Annotated in this window: 20 protein-coding genes and 2 tRNA genes; 13 read left to right on the top strand and 9 right to left on the bottom strand. The window is 29.5% G+C overall.

Annotation, left to right across the window (positions count from 1 at the left end; genetic code table 11):
* Nucleotides 1-99: 99 nt before the first annotated feature.
* Nucleotides 100-288 (top strand): 4Fe-4S dicluster domain-containing protein, encoded by a 189-nt coding sequence (locus KMP69_RS01855; RefSeq protein WP_214400277.1) that lies wholly within the window; start codon nt 100-102, stop codon nt 286-288.
* A 71-nt stretch (nt 289-359) separates the two neighbouring features.
* Here KMP69_RS01855 and hypC read toward each other — a convergent pair whose 3' ends face one another.
* Together hypC and KMP69_RS01845 are read right to left on the bottom strand one after the other, a co-directional pair.
* Nucleotides 360-608 (bottom strand): HypC/HybG/HupF family hydrogenase formation chaperone, encoded by a 249-nt coding sequence (gene hypC / locus KMP69_RS01850; protein WP_214400276.1) that lies wholly within the window; start codon nt 606-608, stop codon nt 360-362.
* A gap of 92 nt (nt 609-700) precedes the next feature.
* Nucleotides 701-1183, bottom strand: coding sequence for a YqaA family protein (locus tag KMP69_RS01845; RefSeq protein WP_214400275.1), 483 nt, complete (start codon nt 1181-1183; stop codon nt 701-703).
* Between the two features lie 113 nt (nt 1184-1296).
* Here KMP69_RS01845 and KMP69_RS01840 point away from each other — a divergent pair, with 113 nt between their 5' ends.
* From KMP69_RS01840 to purF, 3 genes are all read left to right on the top strand, one after another.
* Nucleotides 1297-2175, top strand: a complete 879-nt coding sequence (locus KMP69_RS01840; protein WP_214400274.1) for a damage-control phosphatase ARMT1 family protein — start codon at nt 1297-1299, stop codon at nt 2173-2175.
* A gap of 14 nt (nt 2176-2189) precedes the next feature.
* Entirely contained in the window at nt 2190-3242 is a 1053-nt protein-coding gene (gene purM / locus KMP69_RS01835; protein WP_214400273.1) for a phosphoribosylformylglycinamidine cyclo-ligase, read from the top strand.
* Nucleotides 3243-3371: 129 nt separating this feature from the next.
* Complete coding sequence (gene purF / locus KMP69_RS01830) at nt 3372-4793, top strand: amidophosphoribosyltransferase (protein WP_214400272.1); 1422 nt, start codon at nt 3372-3374, stop codon at nt 4791-4793.
* Nucleotides 4794-4797: 4 nt separating this feature from the next.
* On the opposite strand, the gene asd is transcribed toward purF, so the two are convergent.
* The 3 genes from asd to KMP69_RS01815 all read right to left on the bottom strand — a co-directional run bounded on the left by asd (nt 4798) and on the right by KMP69_RS01815 (nt 7663).
* Entirely contained in the window at nt 4798-5844 is a 1047-nt protein-coding gene (gene asd, locus KMP69_RS01825; RefSeq protein WP_214400271.1) for an aspartate-semialdehyde dehydrogenase, read from the bottom strand.
* Nucleotides 5845-5923: 79 nt separating this feature from the next.
* The gene (locus KMP69_RS01820; RefSeq protein ID WP_214400270.1) at nt 5924-6994 is read right to left on the bottom strand and encodes an MnmC family methyltransferase; all 1071 of its coding nucleotides are present in this window, start codon (nt 6992-6994) and stop codon (nt 5924-5926) included.
* A 6-nt stretch (nt 6995-7000) separates the two neighbouring features.
* The gene (locus KMP69_RS01815) at nt 7001-7663 is read right to left on the bottom strand and encodes a 2,5-diamino-6-(ribosylamino)-4(3H)-pyrimidinone 5'-phosphate reductase (protein WP_214400269.1); all 663 of its coding nucleotides are present in this window, start codon (nt 7661-7663) and stop codon (nt 7001-7003) included.
* A 192-nt stretch (nt 7664-7855) separates the two neighbouring features.
* Here KMP69_RS01815 and KMP69_RS01810 point away from each other — a divergent pair, with 192 nt between their 5' ends.
* Entirely contained in the window at nt 7856-8242 is a 387-nt protein-coding gene (locus KMP69_RS01810) for a 30S ribosomal protein S8e (RefSeq protein ID WP_214400268.1), read from the top strand.
* Between the two features lie 88 nt (nt 8243-8330).
* On the top strand, nt 8331-9347 hold the full coding sequence (locus KMP69_RS01805) for a radical SAM protein (protein ID WP_214400267.1): 1017 nt from the start codon (nt 8331-8333) through the stop codon (nt 9345-9347).
* Nucleotide 9348: 1 nt separating this feature from the next.
* Here the strand turns inward: KMP69_RS01805 and KMP69_RS01800 are convergent, their stop codons facing one another.
* Nucleotides 9349-10542, bottom strand: a complete 1194-nt coding sequence (locus KMP69_RS01800; RefSeq protein ID WP_214400266.1) for a bis-aminopropyl spermidine synthase family protein — start codon at nt 10540-10542, stop codon at nt 9349-9351.
* 71 nt (nt 10543-10613) lie between these two features.
* Nucleotides 10614-10690, bottom strand: a tRNA-Thr gene (locus tag KMP69_RS01795).
* A 100-nt stretch (nt 10691-10790) separates the two neighbouring features.
* On the opposite strand from KMP69_RS01795, the gene KMP69_RS01790 reads away from it, so the two are divergent.
* Nucleotides 10791-10866, top strand: a tRNA-Gln gene (locus KMP69_RS01790).
* Nucleotides 10867-10923: 57 nt separating this feature from the next.
* Complete coding sequence (locus tag KMP69_RS01785; protein WP_214400265.1) at nt 10924-11586, top strand: DUF166 family protein; 663 nt, start codon at nt 10924-10926, stop codon at nt 11584-11586.
* Here KMP69_RS01785 and priS read toward each other — a convergent pair.
* The gene (priS, locus tag KMP69_RS01780; protein WP_214400264.1) at nt 11558-12613 is read right to left on the bottom strand and encodes a DNA primase catalytic subunit PriS; all 1056 of its coding nucleotides are present in this window, start codon (nt 12611-12613) and stop codon (nt 11558-11560) included. The genes KMP69_RS01785 and priS overlap by 29 nt on opposite strands.
* 186 nt (nt 12614-12799) lie before the next feature.
* Here priS and mfnF point away from each other — a divergent pair, with 186 nt between their 5' ends.
* Complete coding sequence (gene mfnF / locus KMP69_RS01775) at nt 12800-13795, top strand: (4-{4-[2-(gamma-L-glutamylamino)ethyl]phenoxymethyl}furan-2-yl)methanamine synthase (RefSeq protein ID WP_214400263.1); 996 nt, start codon at nt 12800-12802, stop codon at nt 13793-13795.
* A 255-nt stretch (nt 13796-14050) separates the two neighbouring features.
* Here mfnF and mmp10 read toward each other — a convergent pair whose 3' ends face one another.
* Nucleotides 14051-15298, bottom strand: a complete 1248-nt coding sequence (gene mmp10 / locus KMP69_RS01770; RefSeq protein WP_214400262.1) for a methyl coenzyme M reductase-arginine methyltransferase Mmp10 — start codon at nt 15296-15298, stop codon at nt 14051-14053.
* Between the two features lie 201 nt (nt 15299-15499).
* Between mmp10 and mcrB the strand changes: the two genes are divergently transcribed.
* Genes mcrB through mcrG form a run of 4 tightly spaced genes read left to right on the top strand, consistent with a single transcriptional unit; the run spans nt 15500 to nt 18723 of the window.
* Nucleotides 15500-16834 carry a coenzyme-B sulfoethylthiotransferase subunit beta gene (gene mcrB, locus KMP69_RS01765; RefSeq protein WP_214400261.1) on the top strand — a complete coding sequence of 445 codons (1335 nt, stop codon included), beginning with the start codon at nt 15500-15502 and terminating at the stop codon, nt 16832-16834.
* A gap of 9 nt (nt 16835-16843) precedes the next feature.
* Nucleotides 16844-17332, top strand: coding sequence for a methyl-coenzyme M reductase operon protein D (mcrD, locus tag KMP69_RS01760; protein ID WP_214400260.1), 489 nt, complete (start codon nt 16844-16846; stop codon nt 17330-17332).
* Between the two features lie 2 nt (nt 17333-17334).
* A complete protein-coding gene (mcrC, locus tag KMP69_RS01755; protein ID WP_214400259.1) occupies nt 17335-17931 on the top strand; it encodes a methyl-coenzyme M reductase I operon protein C in 597 nt (198 codons plus the stop codon).
* A gap of 9 nt (nt 17932-17940) precedes the next feature.
* Nucleotides 17941-18723, top strand: a complete 783-nt coding sequence (gene mcrG, locus KMP69_RS01750) for a coenzyme-B sulfoethylthiotransferase subunit gamma (RefSeq protein WP_214400258.1) — start codon at nt 17941-17943, stop codon at nt 18721-18723.
* Nucleotides 18724-18796: the final 73 nt, after the last annotated feature.

Genomic DNA, 18796 nt, shown 5'->3' with positions numbered 1-18796 from the left:
ATTTAATATTATTCGATAACTATTTATAGATAGATATTACTATACCTTAACTATCCTATCCTAATTAAACTTTAAATAATTAAGTAATGAGGTGATATAATGGCAGTAACTATAAACTACGATTTATGTAAAGGTCCTGACTGTGCAGAATGTGTAAATAACTGCCCAATGGAAGTTTTTGAAATTGATGGGGATAAAGTAGTTGTTGCAAGAGAAGATGAATGTACTTATTGTGGAGTCTGTGAAGATGTTTGTCCAACTGGGGCTGTAAAGGTTGAACCAGAATAAAAAGGAGATTTTAACAAAACAATTAAAAATAAGTAATAATAAATTTAAAATTTTAAAATTTTTTATTCTTTTTATTCTTCCATTTCCTTTAAAGCGTTAAATAGTTCTTCCCAAGCTTCTAAACTTAATTTTGCATCTTCTTCACTTAAAACTTCTAATGCATAGCCAGTGTGAATTAAAATATAATCTCCTATTTTAACATCTTTATCTAATAATGTTAATTTTGCTTTTTGTCTAACTCCTTTATATTCTGCTATTGCATATTTCTCTCCATCCTCTTCTATTATCTCTACAACTTTACAGGGAATAGCCAAACACATAATTCATCACCATAAAAATTTAAACCCTAATAATTATTTTCCTATAAAGAATATAAAATTATGCTTATGAAATTTTTTATTTAAAGTATTAATCAAAAATTGATGTGGTCTTTTAAAACAAATGGAATAATAACCATCCCATGCCTAATTAACCTACTTAAAAATACTGCAACCATATATTTTCCAAATGGCATTTTAAAGATACCACAAATCCAACATATAACTTCAAAAGGAATTGGCGTAAAACTCGCAATAATAACTCCAAGAATTCCCCACTTTTTTAAATAGAAAGTTCCTTTATCTATTTTTTCCTCTTCAAATAATTTTAACATTAACTTTTTTCCATACTTCATTGCAAGATAATATGTAACTACTGCCCCAAGGTTGCAAGCAACTGTTGAAATAATCCAAACCAATTTCCAATCTAATCCAGCCAATAAGCCAGCGGCAATAAATATCTCTGTTGGAAAAGGTTGAAATATTGGTTCAGAAAATCCTACTAAGAAAATACCAAAATAACCATATTCCTTTATAAGGTTTAATAGGAATTCTTTAAATATCTCAAAGTTAATCATATCTATCTCCAAGATTTTTAATCATTCCACATAATTATATAATTCTCAATTATATAAACCTCTAAAAATATCAAGGTTCTAATTTAAATACTAAATTGTGGAGGGATGATTATATGAAGATAAAACCAGAATGTGCTATCTGTATAATTAGGCAAGTAGTTGATGCTGTTAAAGAAATAACAAATGATGAAAAAGAGCAATTTAGATTAATAAAAAACACTATGGAAGTGATTAAAGAAGTTTATGGAGAAAATGCTGTTCCAGCGTGGATGGGAACTGTTGTTCATAGGCATTTAAAAAAAATTAGCAATACTGAAGACCCTTATAAGAATTTAAAAGAAAAAGCGAATAAAATTGCATTAAAATATTTAGACAAAGTTAGAGAATTGTGTAATGATAACAACGATTTAGAAAGATTAAGAAAAAAAGTCTTAGCTACAATTGCGGGTAATGTTATCGACTTTGGAGCATACAGCACAGATATAGATATAGAGAAGTTAATTGAAGATACCTTAAATGATAAACTAAAAATAGACAACAGTAAAGAATTATTAGAAGATTTAAAAAATAAAAATATAAAAAAAGTTTTATATATCTGTGATAATGCTGGGGAGATTATTTTTGATAGAATTTTAATAGAAGAAATTCTTAAATATAATAAAGAAGTTGTTGCAGTAGTTAAAGGAAAACCAATTTTAAACGATGCTACATTAGAGGATGCAAAGATAGCAAATATTGATAAAATATGTAGAGTAATAACTACTGGATCTGATATAATTGGAATCATATTGGAGGAGTGTTCAGAAGAATTCCTAAAAGAATTTAGAAGTGCTGATTTAATAATTGCAAAGGGTATGGGAAATTATGAAAGTTTAACAGAGTATGAGAATGAAATAGATAAGCCAATTTATTATATATTAAAGGCAAAATGTAAGCCAGTTGCTGAAAATATAGGAGTTAATGTTGGAGATAATATACTATTAAAAAGATAAAAGGTGAATAAACAATGGTTACATATAAAGATGCAGGAGTAGATATCTTGTATGAAGATAAAATAATTAAATCTTTAGTTTCACAGATAAAATTTAAGAGAAGTGATATAAAACCAGCTGAGTTAGGATTACATTACGCTGGGGCAGTTGAATTTTTAGACTATTATTTGGTTTTATCTACTGATGGAGTAGGAAGTAAGATGATAGTGGCTGAAATGGCTAATAAATTTGATACTGTAGGAATAGATATGATTGCTATGAATGTAAATGATGCTATATGTATAGGAGCCGAGCCAATTGCCTTGGTAGATTACTTAGCAGTGGGACATATAACTGAAGAGATTGCTGAGCAAATTGGTAAGGGTTTAAATGAAGGAGCAAAAGAGGCAAATATAAACATAATTGGAGGAGAAACAGCCACTTTACCAGATATGATTAAAGGAATTGATTTAGCAGGAACTGTTTTGGCAATAGTTAAAAAAGATGAAATTATAACTGGAAGAGATGTTAAACCGGGAGATGTAATTGTTGGATTGAGAAGTTCTGGAATCCATAGTAATGGTTTATCATTGGCGAGAAAGGTATTTTTTGATATAGCCAAGTTAGATGTTTTCGATAAACTATCTTATGGAAAGACAGTTGCTGAAGAGCTTTTAACACCAACAAGGATTTATGTAAAGCCAATCTTAGAGATGGTTAGAGATAAAGATATTAATGTTAAAGGATTAGCCCATATTACAGGAGGCAGTTTTAGAAAACTTAAGAGATTGAATAACAATGTTACATATTATATTGACAACCTTCCAGAGCCATTACCAATATTTAAAGAAATTCAAAGATTGGGTAATGTAAATGATGAAGAGATGTTTAGAACATTCAATATGGGAATTGGCTTTTGTGTAATTGTTGATGAAGAAGATGCAAATAAAGTTATAAAAATCTCTAATAAATATAATATCCCAGCTCAAATAATTGGGAGAGTAGTGGATAATTTAGATATTAATGGAGAAAAAATTGTAGGAAAGTCAGTAGTTAAATACAAAGATAAATATATTATATTAGGTTAAATAACCTAAACATTAAATATTAACAAATTCTTTTAATTTTTTAAAGTTCTAATTTTTATCAAATTTAATTTTATTTTAATTTTCCATTGATTTTCATTATAAAAAACAAAAATAAAAAGGGTTTTTAATATGTGTGGGATATTTGGAGTTTATTCTTATGAAAAACTAAATGTTGCAAAGAGAATTTATTATGGATTATTTGCTTTACAACATAGAGGACAAGAAGGAGCAGGAATTGCTACAAGTGATGGAAAAAATATAAACTACTATAAAAATCTTGGTTTAGTAACGGATGTCTTTAAAAGTGAGATACTACAAAATCTATTTGGATACATTGGAATTGGGCATGTGAGGTATTCAACAACTGGAGGAAAATCTGTTGAAAACTGTCAGCCATTTGTAGTTAAAAGTTCTTTTGGTAATATAGCAATAGCTCATAATGGTGATTTAGTAAATTCAAATGAATTAAGAAAAGAGTTGGAATCAAAAGGGCATATATTTGTTTCTTCTACAGACTCTGAAGTTATAGCCCAACTCTTAGTTAGAGAGTTGTTAAAAACTTCTGATAAAATTGAGGCAATAAAAAATACATTAAAAAAACTTGTTGGGGCTTATTCACTTTTAATAATGTTTAACGATTCGTTAATAGCCATTAGAGACCCACGAGGATTTAAACCGTTATGTATTGGTAGAGATGAAAATAATATATATGTTTCTTCAGAAGATTGTGCTTTAACAACCTTAGATGCTGAGTTTATTAGAGATGTTAAGCCGGGAGAAATTATTGAAATCAAAGATGGTGAAATAACATCTTATGAATTTGATTATGATATTTCCAAAAACTATGATACTATAAGTGTTAATGCTCCTTCAATATATAAGGGAGCGACAACATGTATGTTTGAGTATGTATATTTTGCAAGACCAGATTCAACAATTGACGGAATAAGTGTATATAAGGTTAGGAAAAATATAGGAAAAATTTTGGCTAAGGAACATCCTGTAGATGCCGATGTAGTTTCTCCAATTCCAGATTCGGGAGTTGCTTTTGCATTGGGTTTTTCTGAAGAGTCAAAAATTCCATACTATGAAGGTTTGATAAAAAATAGATATGTAGGAAGAACTTTTATTTTACCATCCCAAAACGAAAGGGAGTTGGCTGTTAGATTAAAACTAAGTCCAGTAAAAAGTGTTTTAGAAGGAAAAAGAGTTGTTTTAGTAGATGACAGTATTGTTAGAGGAACTACTTCAAGGAGAATTGTAAATATGGTTAGAAAGGCTGGAGCAAAAGAAGTGCATCTAAGAATAGGATGCCCTAAAATTATATCTCCTTGTTATTATGGTATAGATATGGCGACTAAAAAAGAGCTTATCGCTTCAAATAAAACAGAAGAGGAGATTAGAAAAGATCTTGGTGTAGATTCTATTGGATATATATCGTTGGAAGGGTTAATTAAAGCAATTGGTAGAAAAGATTTATGCTTAGCTTGTTTAACTGGGAAATATCCTACTGATGTCAATTTTGAAAAAGTATTAGAAAGAAAGCATTAAAAAGTTATAAATACTTTTTAACGAAGTATTCTGCATTTAATACACTTGCTCCTGCTGCTCCTCTAATTGTGTTATGCTCTAATGCAACGTATTTAACATCAAATATTGGATCTTTTCTAATTCTACCAACAACTATACTCATTCCATTTCCAATGTTTCTATCTAATCTTGGCTGAGGTCTATCTATTTCTTCCTTAATAACTATTGGTTTAGCATAAGTTGGAAGGTTTAAATCTTTTAATGGATCAAATTTATCCATAACTTCCTTTATCTCCTCTGGCTCAGCTCCATTTTCTGTTTTGACAAATATACATTCAGTATGTCCATCTATAACAGCCACTCTATTACATGAAGCACTTAATTTAAATTTAGCAAATTCAACTTTGCCATCTTTTAAGGTTCCTAAAAGTTTTAAACTCTCTGTTTGCATTTTTTCTTCTTCATTTTTAATAAATGGAATTAAATTATCTAAAATTGCCATTGATGGGACTCCATTATATCCTGCTCCACTAACTGCCTGCAATGTGGTTATAATAACTGAATCTAAACCAAATTTATCCATAATAGGCTTTAATGTAATTACAGCACAGATTGTAGAACAGTTAGGATTTGTTATTATTGCTCCATCCCATCCTCTCTTTTCTCTCTGAATTTCTATTAAATTTAGATGGTCTGCATTAACTTCTGGAATGACTAATGGGACATCTTCCTCCATTCTATAAGCTGATGCGTTAGAGAAAACTAACTTTCCTTCTTTAGCAAATTCTGGTTCAAACTTTTTAGCTAAATCTGATGGTAAGGCTGAAAACACAATATCAACATCTTCAAATGCTTCATGCTTAGGATCTGTCGGAACTACAACCATATCTTTTATATTTTCAGGAATATCCCTATCTTGGAACCAATAACAGGCATCTTTATACTTTTTTCCAGCACTTCTCTCTGATGCGGCTAAAACAGTTAATTCAAACATTGGATGCTCTGCCAACAACTGAACAAATCTCTGTCCTACGCTACCAGTAGCCCCTAAAACACCAACATTTATTTTCATCTTTTCACCTTTTGTTTTAATTTGTATCTTTAATTTTTATTTGAAAGGCAAATAAATATTTTATTATTTTTTGAAAGATTTAATAAATAGAAAAAATCTCATCATATATGTCTTTAAAGAATTCTCTTCTCATCTTTATAATAATTTCTGAGGAATTTAAATTCTCTTCTTGAATTTTTAAAATATCTTCTGGAATGTTTCCTTTTTTTATCTGTTTAGTTGAAATATACTTACCAACTTTAATTAATTTTTCTCTTAATTTTTCTTTACGAATATTTCTATTTTTTATAATTTCTTCCTTAGTTAAATTTAAAGTTTCATCCCTATAGGGGATTGCATTAATTGATAAGGCAATAACTCTTTCATCAATTTTATTAATTCTGTTTGGCTTAAAATTTGGATTTTTATATCCCAAAGTAATACCTCTTTTTCTTCCAATACTCTCTCTTTCTGAAATTATAAATCCGCAACTAACTAATGCACTTCTAAATGGAATTGATGATGAATAAGATATTATTACCCCATTATCATTTAATCTTTTGTAAATTTCTCTTAAAAAATCGTAAGTGTATAAAGTTGGATCTCTCTTAGGAGAAAAGGCATCGTGAAAAACTATATCATATTTTTTATTACAATTTACAATAAATTTTCTTGCATCTTCGACATATATATTAATGTTATCATATTTTGACTTGTATTTAATTCCTATTTTATTTAAAAAATACTCTCTAACTTTGTCTTTTATAATCTCATGCTCTTTAAATGGGATATCTAAAAATAAAGTTAAAAATAAAACCTCTTCACAAATTTCAACCATATCTATTTTGCTGTTTTTATTATAATGTAGAGCAGATATAGCATTATAACATAAACCACTACACAAATCTAAAACTCTTGGATTTCCTAAATTTTCAATATTTGAAGGTTTAACAAATTTATAAACAGCTTCTTTTAAAGCCCCGACTTTTGAGTGCATCATTTCCTCTTCATTTTCAGATTTTAATGTATAGGTTTCATCTTCAGTTTCTACTAAAACATTGTTTTCTATTAATTCTTTAACTAAATGTTCTTTAATAAAATCTTCATTACTTCCATTGTATATTTTCATATATGTTCTAATAATCTCTAAACCTTTTTTATTTGGAAGCATATTCTATCACTTCTTCACTTTAAATTCTAAAACAATTCCCTCTCCCAATTTATAAAAGTTTTTTAATTCTAATTTAACACATTCATCAACGGTTTTAAAACCTTCCCCATCTACATAGGTAGGAGCATCTTTTCCACCAAATATTTTTGGAGCTATATAGACAGAAACTTCATCTACTAAACCTTCCTTAAACATACCCCAGTTTAATGTTCCCCCGCCTTCTAACAAAATGCTCTTTATTCCTTTTTCATAAAGTATCCCCATTAATTTTTTTAAATCCACTTTTCCTTTACCACATCTAACAACTTCTACTCCCATATCTTTTAGTATTTTTATTTTCTTTTCTTTTTCTTCATCACTATCTTCTGTAGTGGCAATTATAGTTTTTGCTTCCTTGTTTAAAACTCTTGCATTTAGAGGAATTCTCAACTTGCTATCAACAACTATTCTAACAGGATTTTTATCACTTTTAATTTTATGAACTGTTAATCTTGGATCATCCTTTAAAACTGTTCCAATACCCACCATAATTCCATCTACATTAGCCCTAATTTTATGAACTCTTATTAAATCCTCTTCACAGGATATTCTTGAATCGTTATTTACTGTGGCTAACTTTCCATCTAACGACATTCCTACATTTGATATTACATAAGGCTTTTTTGTCATATTTTCACCTTTTAAATTGAAATATGTAAAGAGATTGTTATTTTAAATTACATAGTTAAGTTTTTATATTCCATATTGATATAATTCATTAAACTCCTTAAAGTTAAAGTAAATATTAATTATAAAAATATAGAAATTAATAAAAACTAAAACAAAAATCTAAAAAACAAATAACTATTTTTGGGTGTTAATATGAGTGTATGGCAAGGTAGAAGTAGAAGAAAACCAACAGGAGGTTTATATAAACCAGCAAGAAAAAAGAGAAAGTATGAGATGGGTAGAGAGCCTATAGAAACACACGTAGCAGATAGTTTAAAAATAAAGAAAGTTAGAACAAGAGGAGGTAACTTAAAAGTTAAAGTTGTTAGAGCTGATTTTGCTAATGTATTAGATCCAGAAACAAACACTTGTAAAAAAGTTAAAATACTAAGAGTTAAAGAAAACACTGCAAATCTTCACTATGTTAGAAGAAACGTTATAACAAAAGGAGCAATTATCGAAACTGAAATTGGATTAGCAAAAGTTACCTCAAGACCAGGACAGGATGGAACAATCAACGCAGTTTTAATTAAAGAATAAAATATTACTTCTTCATATTTTTTTACAAGATATAATTTATTAATTTAAATTAATCATTTTTACTTTAAAAATAAAAAACTGGGATAGTATGAAACTTGAAAGATACTTGGCAGTTTCAAAAGATATAATTCCAGCAAAATTTATAATATCCAAATCTATAGAGGTTGAAAATTTTGAATGTTTAGAAATAAATGAATTGTGGGAAATTCACAATAGAACATTAAAAAAAGTTGATTTTAATAAGTTTGACTTCTATGATATTGAATATGTATCTCCAAACTTGTTAGATTTGAAAATAGAAATTGCCAAAAGAATTTTTGAAAATTGTAAGTTTTGTGAGCATAGATGTTATGTAAATAGAAAAATTGAAAGAGGATTTTGTAGAATAAAGGAAAGTTATTATTCTACAGAATTTTTGCATCTTGGAGAAGAGAGAGTTTTAATTCCCTCACATACAATTTTTTTCTGTGGGTGTAATTTTAAATGTGTCTTCTGCCAAAATTGGGATATATCTCAAGTATATTTTGATAGAAGTATAATAAATAGATGTATTCCATACAATCCTAAGAAAATTGCCAATATTATTGAAAATAAGAGAGTATATTCAAAAAATGTAAATTTTGTTGGTGGAGAACCAACTCCTCATTTATTGAGCATACTAAAAACATTGAAGTATTTAAATAGAAATATTCCAGTGGTTTGGAATTCAAATATGTATCTAACTGTTGAATCTCTCAATTTATTAAAGGGCGTTGTTGATGTATTTTTAACTGATTTTAAATTTGGAAATAACAAATGTGGAGAAAGATTATCAAATGTTAAAAACTATTTTGATATAGTAGGTAGAAACCATCTCCTAATAAAAGATGAGGAAGTTATAATAAGACATTTAGTTCTACCAAACCATATTGACTGTTGCACAGAAAAAATTTTCCAATTTATTTCTAATAATCTATATAATGCTGTAGTTAATGTTATGTTTCAATATCGCCCAGAATACAAGGCAAAAGAATATCCAGATATAAGTAGAATATTAAATTATGAAGAAATAGAGAGAGTTATATACTTAGTTGAAAAGTATAACTTAGATGTAATTTCTGATTAATTTACTCATTTTGATTTTTAATCTTTTCTCTCTTAATCATTTTAAATTTTTTACTTCCACATTCACAAACTAAATCTTCAACTTTTTTTATTTTATCTCCAACCTTATAAATTTTTCCACATTTTAAACACTTATAATATCTAATAACTGGTTTTACTAAGCCAGTGTATATTTTATTTATGTCTCCTATATTTACTTTTAAATCTTTTCCAATTAATCTTGATATAAATGTAGTATTTGCTATTATTTCACTACCTTCATAGTAATTAAAGTTGGGGATTAGTTCAGAAATAACGAATCCCATATCAGTTATTGCCTTCTGAATTAACAACCATTCTTCTATAGGTTTGTGAGAATAAGATAAATAGGCAACTCCCTCATTCCCTAATCCTTCAATCCCTCTTGACAGAAATAGCTTTAAACCATCAACAGTATATGGAGGATCTGTTGAAATTACATCAAACTTTTCTTTTAACTCCTCAGGTAGTGGATTTCTTAAATCATACTTAACAGTTTTAATATTAACATTTTCCTTCTCTGCAAATTTTTCTATTAATTTTAAAATTCTTTCGTCTATATCTACAACCACAATATTTTCAGCCATATTTGTGAGTGCTGTTGGTAGAGAGGTTAGATCATCATCTCCAACAAATAAAATATTCTTCCCCTCTAAATCTCCTCTCTCATACATTAATGCCGCTCTGTATGTTGATGTCTCAGGGGTGGCAAAAGATTGATCTAATGATGTATCAACTACTGGTCTCTTTTTACTCCATATTTTAACCTTATTTAAAATCTCTTCAAAAAATTCATCTAATACTATGCCTCTACCTTTGCAAGTTTTACATGTAAGAGATTTTTTATACTTCAATTTTAAAACATTTTCAGCAAATTTTAATCCTTTTTCAGTTAATTCAGCCCCTTTTTCACATCTTTTTAAGAGTTTTTCTCTTTCTAAGATAGTTCTAACCTTAGCCACTATTGGTAAAGGTAATTTAGTTTTTTGTGCTATTTTTTTGGTTGATATTGGTTGATGCCTATATATCACTCTAATTATATCTTCTACAGCCCTCTTTCCTTCACTAATATCAACTTTTTTAGATATATAATCTAAAAGTAAGTTATATTTTAATTCTTCTAAATCATCTTCTTTAATCTTTTTAACGCCTTTTCCAATTTTACCTATAACTTTCATTTATTACACCTTAAAATAAACAATATATTTAAAGATTTAATTTATTAAATTTATGTATGTAAAAAAATAAATGGAGCCTCGGGCGGGGTTTGAACCCGCGACCTCCTGCTTACCAAGCAGGCGCTCCACCAGGCTGAGCTACCGAGGCACCTTTGCATAATTAAATAACTATCACTCATATATAAACATTACGCCGAAAAGTATATATATAAGTTATGTGTATTTACTAAATTGCCTACATTTGATGTAGCCCGGTGGTGTAGTGGCCTATCATCCGGGGCTTTGGACCCCGGGACCGCGGTTCGAATCCGCGCCGGGCTACCATTTTTATTTTAGATGTTTATATTTGTAAATTTAAATATATCTAAATATGGTGAAACTGTGAAAGTTGCTATTTTAAGTGAAGGACTATATGGAGATAGAGCATATAAAACTATTAAGTCAAAATTTCCATGTGATTTTATTGTAGTCAAATATAATTATGAAGATTTTGATAAAATTGGAATATATGAAGAAATTATTAAAAAATTAAAAGATTACGATTTGTTTATCACATATATTTTAAATCCAGATGTAGCTTATGAAATTGTTAAAAAAATAAAGGAAATTAATGAAAAAGCTTTTGTTATTGTGGGAGCTTGGAAAGGTTTAGGATTCAAAAAACAGTTGGAGAGTTTTAAAAATGCTTTTTGTCCAGATTTAATGTGTAATATTGATGAAAATGAATTAAAAAAATATCTATATAAATATCCCCAATTAAAAGAGTTTTTAAAGTTTTTTGGAAAGCCTAAAGTAAAGTTATATATTAAAGATAATATAATTAAAAAAGTTGAGATTTTAAGAGAAGCTCCATGTGGTTCAACGTCAGAAACTTTAAAGGAATACATAGGCAAGGAATTTAGTAACGAAACTTTAACAAATATGGGTTTGAGAGTTCAACACTTTTGTAGGGCTGGAAAAATAAGGTTATTTGTAGAAAAAGAAAGTAAAAAAACAAGGGCTGGGAAATTATTAGTTAATGGGATTCAAGTAGTTCAAATTTAATGTTGTGTCCAAATAGATATAACAAAACTGAACCAGTAATTTTTTTACTTTTATTAGTATATTTTTTTCCACATATTTCAATTTCGAATTTTCTACTGTCATATATATTGACCTCATAAAATTTATTTTCAAAATTTTTGAATATAGCATCTTTTAATGGGTCAAATTTTTTTAGGTCATCTAAACTATCTAATGATTTAACGATAAAACCTGTATATCCATGTAAAGAGTTAATAACTCTCAATAATCTTATATCATCATCCATAACCTTTTCATCTAATTCAAGTTTATTTTTAGTTTCTTCAATAATTTTATAAATTTTATTTTTAGATTTAAAATTTTCTATAATTTTTTTCCAATTTTTTTCTTTTTCAAGTTTTTTTGTAGATATTCTTTTATCTTTTTCTTTAATTGCTTTTATTAATCTTCTTCTCCAACCGCTACCAACCTTATTTAAATTTAAATTTTTTCCTAAGATGTAGTTAATTAAAAATTTTCTATCGTCTTTTGAATAATTCTCAATAATGTCTCTAATTTTGTTATTTTTTGGTTTTATATAGATATGATAACCTCTATTACCACTAAATACAATTTTTATATCCTCCTCATTTAATCCAAAGTCAGGAATTAAAAATTCTTCAATTAAATAGATAACTTGATTCTTTGCTTCCTTTAAACAATATTTGCATATCCAATCATCCTCATGCTTACACTTATTAGTTTTATGGACATCTATATCAAAAGCCAACTCTCTCCTAAATACTCCTTTCTTTTCAGCCCCTCCAGGGTTATTTGGATATAGCATATAAGCTAAGGATTTGTATAAGTGCATTGGTGAATTTTTTAAAACCCAATCTTTATACACTCTCTCATTTTTAAAGGATAAGTTTCTATTATCGACTTTTTTTAAATATCCATAACCAAATTCCCTATGCTCTATATCTTCAGGGACTTCAAGGATATTGTTTTTTATTGCAAATTTGTAATATTCTTTATATAACTTCTGAACTTCTACAAATGCATTCATACATAGATCACCATAATTAAACAAATAAAAAACAAAATAAAGCTAATAGCCAAAAATTAGACAAACATTTATAATAAAGATAAAAGCTGTAAATAACAGGAATACTGTATAAACTACTTACATACTCTTATTTTAAGGTTTTATTTCAATAGATTTTTATATTAAAATAAATAATTGGTGAAACTTATGATTTTAGGAATTGATATTGGAGGAGCAAATACAAAAATTACAGAGATTGAAAATGATAGATATAAAATTCATCACATATATTTTCCAATGTGGAAGAAAAAAGATGAATTACCAGATTTATTGAAATCTTATAATAATGACAATGTTGAATATGTCGCATTAGTAATGACTGCTGAATTAGCAGACTGTTATAAAACAAAAAAAGAGGGAGTTTATGACATAATAAATAAAGTTGAACAATCTTTTAATTGTCCAATATATGTTTTTGATGTTGATGGAAATTTTTTAACAACAGAAGAGGCTAAGAAAAATTATTTAAAAGTTTCAGCGTCAAATTGGGTAGCTACAGGAAAATTTGTTTCTGAATTTATAAAAGAGAGTTGTATTTTAGTAGATATGGGCTCTACGACAACTGATATAATTCCAATAAAAAACAAAAAGATTTTAGCAGAAAAAACTGATTTAGATAGATTAATGAATAACCAACTTGTTTATGTTGGGGCATTGAGAACACCAGTAAGTTTTTTAGCTAATAAAATAGAATTTAGAGGAAAATTAACCAATCTATCATCAGAATACTTCTCCATAACAGCAGATATTTCTTTAATTCTTAATAAGATTAGTGAAAATGAGTATAGTTGTGAAACTCCAGATAACGGAGGAAAAGATTTTAAAAGTTGTTTGACAAGATTGGCAAGAGTTTTGTGTGCTGATTTAAATATGGTTAGTGAGGATGAAATTATTGACTTTGCAAAAAAACTTTACAATAAACTACTAAATTTAATTAGAGAAAATGTAGATAGTGTTTCAAAGAGATATAATTTAAATGATATAGTGATTACAGGACTCGGAGAGGATATATTAAAAGATGCATTAACAGATTATAATATAATCTCTATAAAAGAGCTGTATGGTAAAGATGTTTCCTTAGCAACTCCAAGTTTTGCCGTAGCTGACCTCCTCTCCGCCCTAAAGGGGCGGAGGTTCCCATAGGGAACACCCTACTACCCATCGTCGCCGATGGGTCACAGGGCAGGTTGGGTCATCAGGCGGGGTCAGACCGCCCTCATAAAATAATCAATTAATTTCGAGTATATAAAACTCACCCACCTCCCCTATCTCCCTGCTTCGCAAGGAGAGTAATGAAATCTGAAAGATTTCGTCTGAATTCATCACCGCCCTAAAGCAGAGTTTCTTAGCAACAATTTATGGTAAATTATTACAGATGAAGTTGAAATAAAGTTAAAATTATCTCTTCCTCATTCCAAAAAAGTTAATCATTCCTATTAACTCTTCAAATGCATTAATTTCAAATTCTAATGCCTCTTTTTTGCTATATACTCCGCTAACTTCTCCATCTAAGGTTAATTGTTCTACTCCTCTAACAACTATTCTGTCTATTCCATCTCTCCTTAAAAGATCTTCTGCTACTCTATCGTGCACAAATGCTTTAGGAGGAATAAAAACAGTTTCTTTAACATCTTTTAAATTTAGATTTTCTAAATCTTTAGAAGTTATTAAATCTGCAATGTCTTTATTGACTCTAACAACATTAACAGAAGTTTCGTCAAAAATCTTTTTTAAGAATGGATAAGCAACATTTCCAGTTATTATTGTAGCCTCTCCATTTATTTTATTTTTTAATCTTTCTAAAATATGTTTATTTTCATCATCTGCCAACGCAAAAGGAGTTTTTGTAATTGGATCATATAATGGGGTTCCAGTAACTCTAATACTGTCTCCAAATTCGTTGTGAATTTCATCAATTATCTTTTTAAATTCTTCAACTGTATGCGTTTTTATATTTTCAAGTAATGGAGCATTTCCTAATATTAATCCTTGTTCTTCAGAATTCGCAAATCTCATTAATATAACAGCCTTTGCTCCCCAATCTACTAAATCTGAAACAGTTCTCTTTAATTCTTCACCATCATTAACTCCTGGAATAACTATTATTGCACAATGAACTTCACAATGCTCACAAAAGTATTTTAAGCATTTTAATGCAGTTTCAGCATTTTTGTCATTCATCCACTCTTTTCTAAGTTTTGCATTCGTTGAAAAAACTGAAAATGTAACTTCATCTACTCCATAATCAACTAAATTTTTGGCTATATCTATATTATCAAAACCTTTGCCTGATGTATATCCAAGATGTATATTCAACCCCATATTATTTATAAATTTACATAAATCAACTAATTGAGGATAACAACTTATATCTCCTCCTCCAGTGATATTAACTTTTTTGTATCTTTTAAATAATAAACTGCTTTGCACTTCCATTAATGCCAATGGTAAAGGAATAAAATCTCCATTAATTTCTCTAACTGAGTAAGTACAATAATCACAGCCAAATGTAAATTGACAGTATCTACAACCCAAAGGTTTTGGATTTTTTTTATCAACTTTTCTAAAATAACAAAATTTGCAAAACCCATTACAGTTAATTCCTGGCTCCCCTTTTAAATCTACCAACAAACTACTTTCTTTCATAATTTCACTTAAATTATAGTCTCTAATTTTATGAATTTTTAATTTAATATTAAACAACTCATTATAAAAATACTTTTGCTGTTTGGGAATTACAAACTCATCTTATATATATATTTTACGATTTTTTTTAAATGAAAAATGGAATATATAATAAAAATCGTTATACTAAATATCGAACCAATAAATGTGGGTGTGATTAATATGGTTAAGTATAAAGACACCATAAACTTGTATGATGCAAAGGGTAATTTAGTAGAAGAAAATGTTCCATTAGAAGCTATTAGTCCATTGTATAACCCAACAATTCAGAAGTTAGTTAGAGACGTTAAGAGAACAGTTGCAGTTAACTTAGCAGGTATTGAAAATGCATTAAAAACTGGTCAAGTTGGTGGAAAAGGTTGCAAAATTAAAGGGAGAGAAATTGATTTACCAATTGTTGAAAATGCTGAAACAATTGCTGAATACTTAGAAAAAGTTATTAGAGTTTCAGAAGATGATGACACCTCAATTAAATTAATTAACGACGGAAAGCAGATGGCTGTTCAAATACCAACAAAAAGATTAGATATTGCAGCAGAATATTCAGTTTCTGTATTGGTTACTGCTCAGGCATTGAAAGAGGCTATTATAAGAACCTTTGATATAGATATCTTTGACGCTCCAATGGTTCATGCTGCTATTTTGGGAGGTTATCCACACGATGTTTCAATGAAAGGTTCAAATATTATGGCATTATTAGGTAGTCCATTATCATTAGAAGGTCCAGGTTATGCATTAAGAAATATTATGGTAAATCATTTTGTAGCTTGTACAAAGAAAAATATTATGAATGCTGTAGCATTCGCGGCAATAATGGAACAAACAGCAATGTTTGAAATGGGAGATGCTGTTGGATTATTTGAAAGGTTACACTTATTAGGATTAGCTTATGAAGGATTAAATGCTGACAACTTAGTAATTGACTTAGTAAAAGCAAACGGTAAGAATGGAACTGTTGGAACCGTTGTAGCCTCAGTAGTTGAAAGAGCTTTAGAAGATGGAGTAATAAAAGAGGATAAAAAATTATCCTCAGGATTTACATTATACAAACCTGTTGATGTTGCCAAGTGGAACGCTTATGCAGCAGCAGGTTTAGTTGCAGCAGCTATTGTAAATTGTGGAGCAGCAAGAGCCGCTCAAAATATTGCATCAACAATATTATACTACAACGATATTTTAGAATATGAAACTGGATTACCAGGAGTTGATTTTGGTAGAGCAGAAGGTACTGCAGTTGGTTTCAGTTTCTTCAGTCACTCAATCTATGGAGGAGGAGGGCCAGGTATCTTCAATGGAAACCACATTGTTACAAGACACTCCAAAGGGTTTGCTATTCCACCAGTTGCAGCTGCAATGTGTTTAGATGCAGGAACTCAGATGTTCTCACCAGAGAGAACTTCTGCATTAGTAGGAACGGTATTCAGTGCAATTGATGAGTTTAGAGAACCATTGAAGTATGTCATTGAAGGGGCATTAGAAGTTAAAGATAAAATCTAAGTGATTATAATGATAGAAGTTGAAATTTTCCCTTATAGATACTTAAAAGCCTCTACAACTGAAAAATTTCTTAATAAAATATATGACTTAAAGACCGTGGAGAGAGTAGTAATCCACGGTCAACCCCTTCCTAAAGTTGTTCCTTATGGACCTGCCAGAGGAACACCAGTAAATCACACAGAAAGGAAAGTAATTAATGTTAAAGGAGTTCCAGTAGAACTTACAGTTATGGCAGGGAGATTTTGGATAACACTTAGTGATGACAGTGAATTAGACAAATTAGATGAAATATGTAAAGAGATGTTTCCATTTGGATACAATTTAAGAGTAGGGAAATTCTTAAAAGACAGACCAACAGTTACAGATTATATTAAATATGGAGAAGATGGCGTTTTCTTAATAAATGAGATGGATAGAAGATTAATAGGAATGGTTGATCCAAGAAGTAGAATGGCTAATTCAGTAGATATCATTGAGAAAGATGGAAATGAGGAATGAATATGGTTGTTGGTAGAAGAGAGCAAATTATAGATTGTAGAGCAGTGATGGGATTAGGAGAAGGGGGAGGATTGGCGCAAAGAGGGACATTTGCAGAGGCTCTAAGAAACGATGTAGTAGTTGTAGCGATGTCGCCAGGAAGAAGGCATATAACAAAACCAGTGTGTGAAATAACATATGGTATAAGAGAAGCAGGTATTCAAACCAGTGTTCTCGTATTAAACGCTGGATCAGGAATACCTCATGATGCTCCAAGAGGTTCTTTGGGATCAACTTTTGGAATTAAACCAGAAGAGGCAGAGCAAATAAATAGACATAAACTTTGCATAGTACATTTTGGAAATGTTATTAGTCATATTGTATATAAAGCCGCCTTGTTTCTAAAATATGTAGAAATTCCTACAATTATCGTATGTCAAGCTCCTGTAGATATGGAAGACCTTGCCAAATATGGTGTAAAGACTATAAATGTTATGCCTTTAGAACCTAAAACTAAAGGAATCGTTGTCGATATTGTAACAGGAGTTATTAGAGGAGAATCCTGTCCACAAAGTAAAATTGATGAAATCATAAGAAAAATAAAGAAGCATTTAAATTGAGGTGATTATATGGCATACAAGCCACAGTTTTATCCAGGTCAGACAAAAATTGCTCAAAATAGAAGAGATCATATGAATCCAGATGTTCAGTTAGAAAAGTTGAGAGATATTCCAGATGATGATGTAGTTAAAATAATGGGTCACAGACAGCCAGGAGAAGATTACAAAACAGTTCACCCACCATTAGAAGAAATGGATTTGCCAGAAGATTACGTTAGAGACTTGGTCGAGCCAATAAATGGAGCTAAAGAAGGGCATAGAATTAGATATATTCAATTTACTGACTCAATGTACTTTGCTCCAGCACAACCTTATGATAGAGCAAGGACATACATGTGGAGGTTTAGAGGAGTAGATACAGGTACATTGTCAGGGAGACAAGTTATTGAAATGAGAGAAAGTGACTTAGAAGCATTATCTAAGAACTTCTTAATTGATACTGCCTTCTATGATCCAGCAAGATGTGGAATTAGAGGAGCAACAGTCCACGGACACTCATTAAGATTAGATGAAAATGGTTTAATGTTTGATGCTCTTCAGAGATATGTATATGATGAAAAGACAGGACATGTTTTATATGTTAAGGACCAGGTAGGAAGGCCTTTAGATGAACCAGTTGATGTTGGTGAACCATTACCAGAAGAGAAATTGAAAGAAATTACAACAATCTACAGAATTGACGGAGTACCAATGAGAGATGATGAGGAGTTATTAATTGTTGTTAAAAGAATCCACAGAGCAAGAACATTAGGAGGGTTCTTACCAGTTGATGATGTCTTCGAGAAGCTCTAAAACTAAACTACTTCCTTATCTTCAAAACTTTTAACTTTTTAACTTGTTGAAAATGAAAAATAAACAATAACAA

It is taken from the genome of Methanocaldococcus lauensis (assembly GCF_902827225.1).
GTDB lineage: Archaea > AGJL01 > Methanococci > Methanococcales > Methanocaldococcaceae > Methanocaldococcus > Methanocaldococcus lauensis.
The sequence above is the reverse complement of the archived record's forward strand: the minus strand, read 5'-3'. Positions and strand labels throughout refer to the sequence as shown.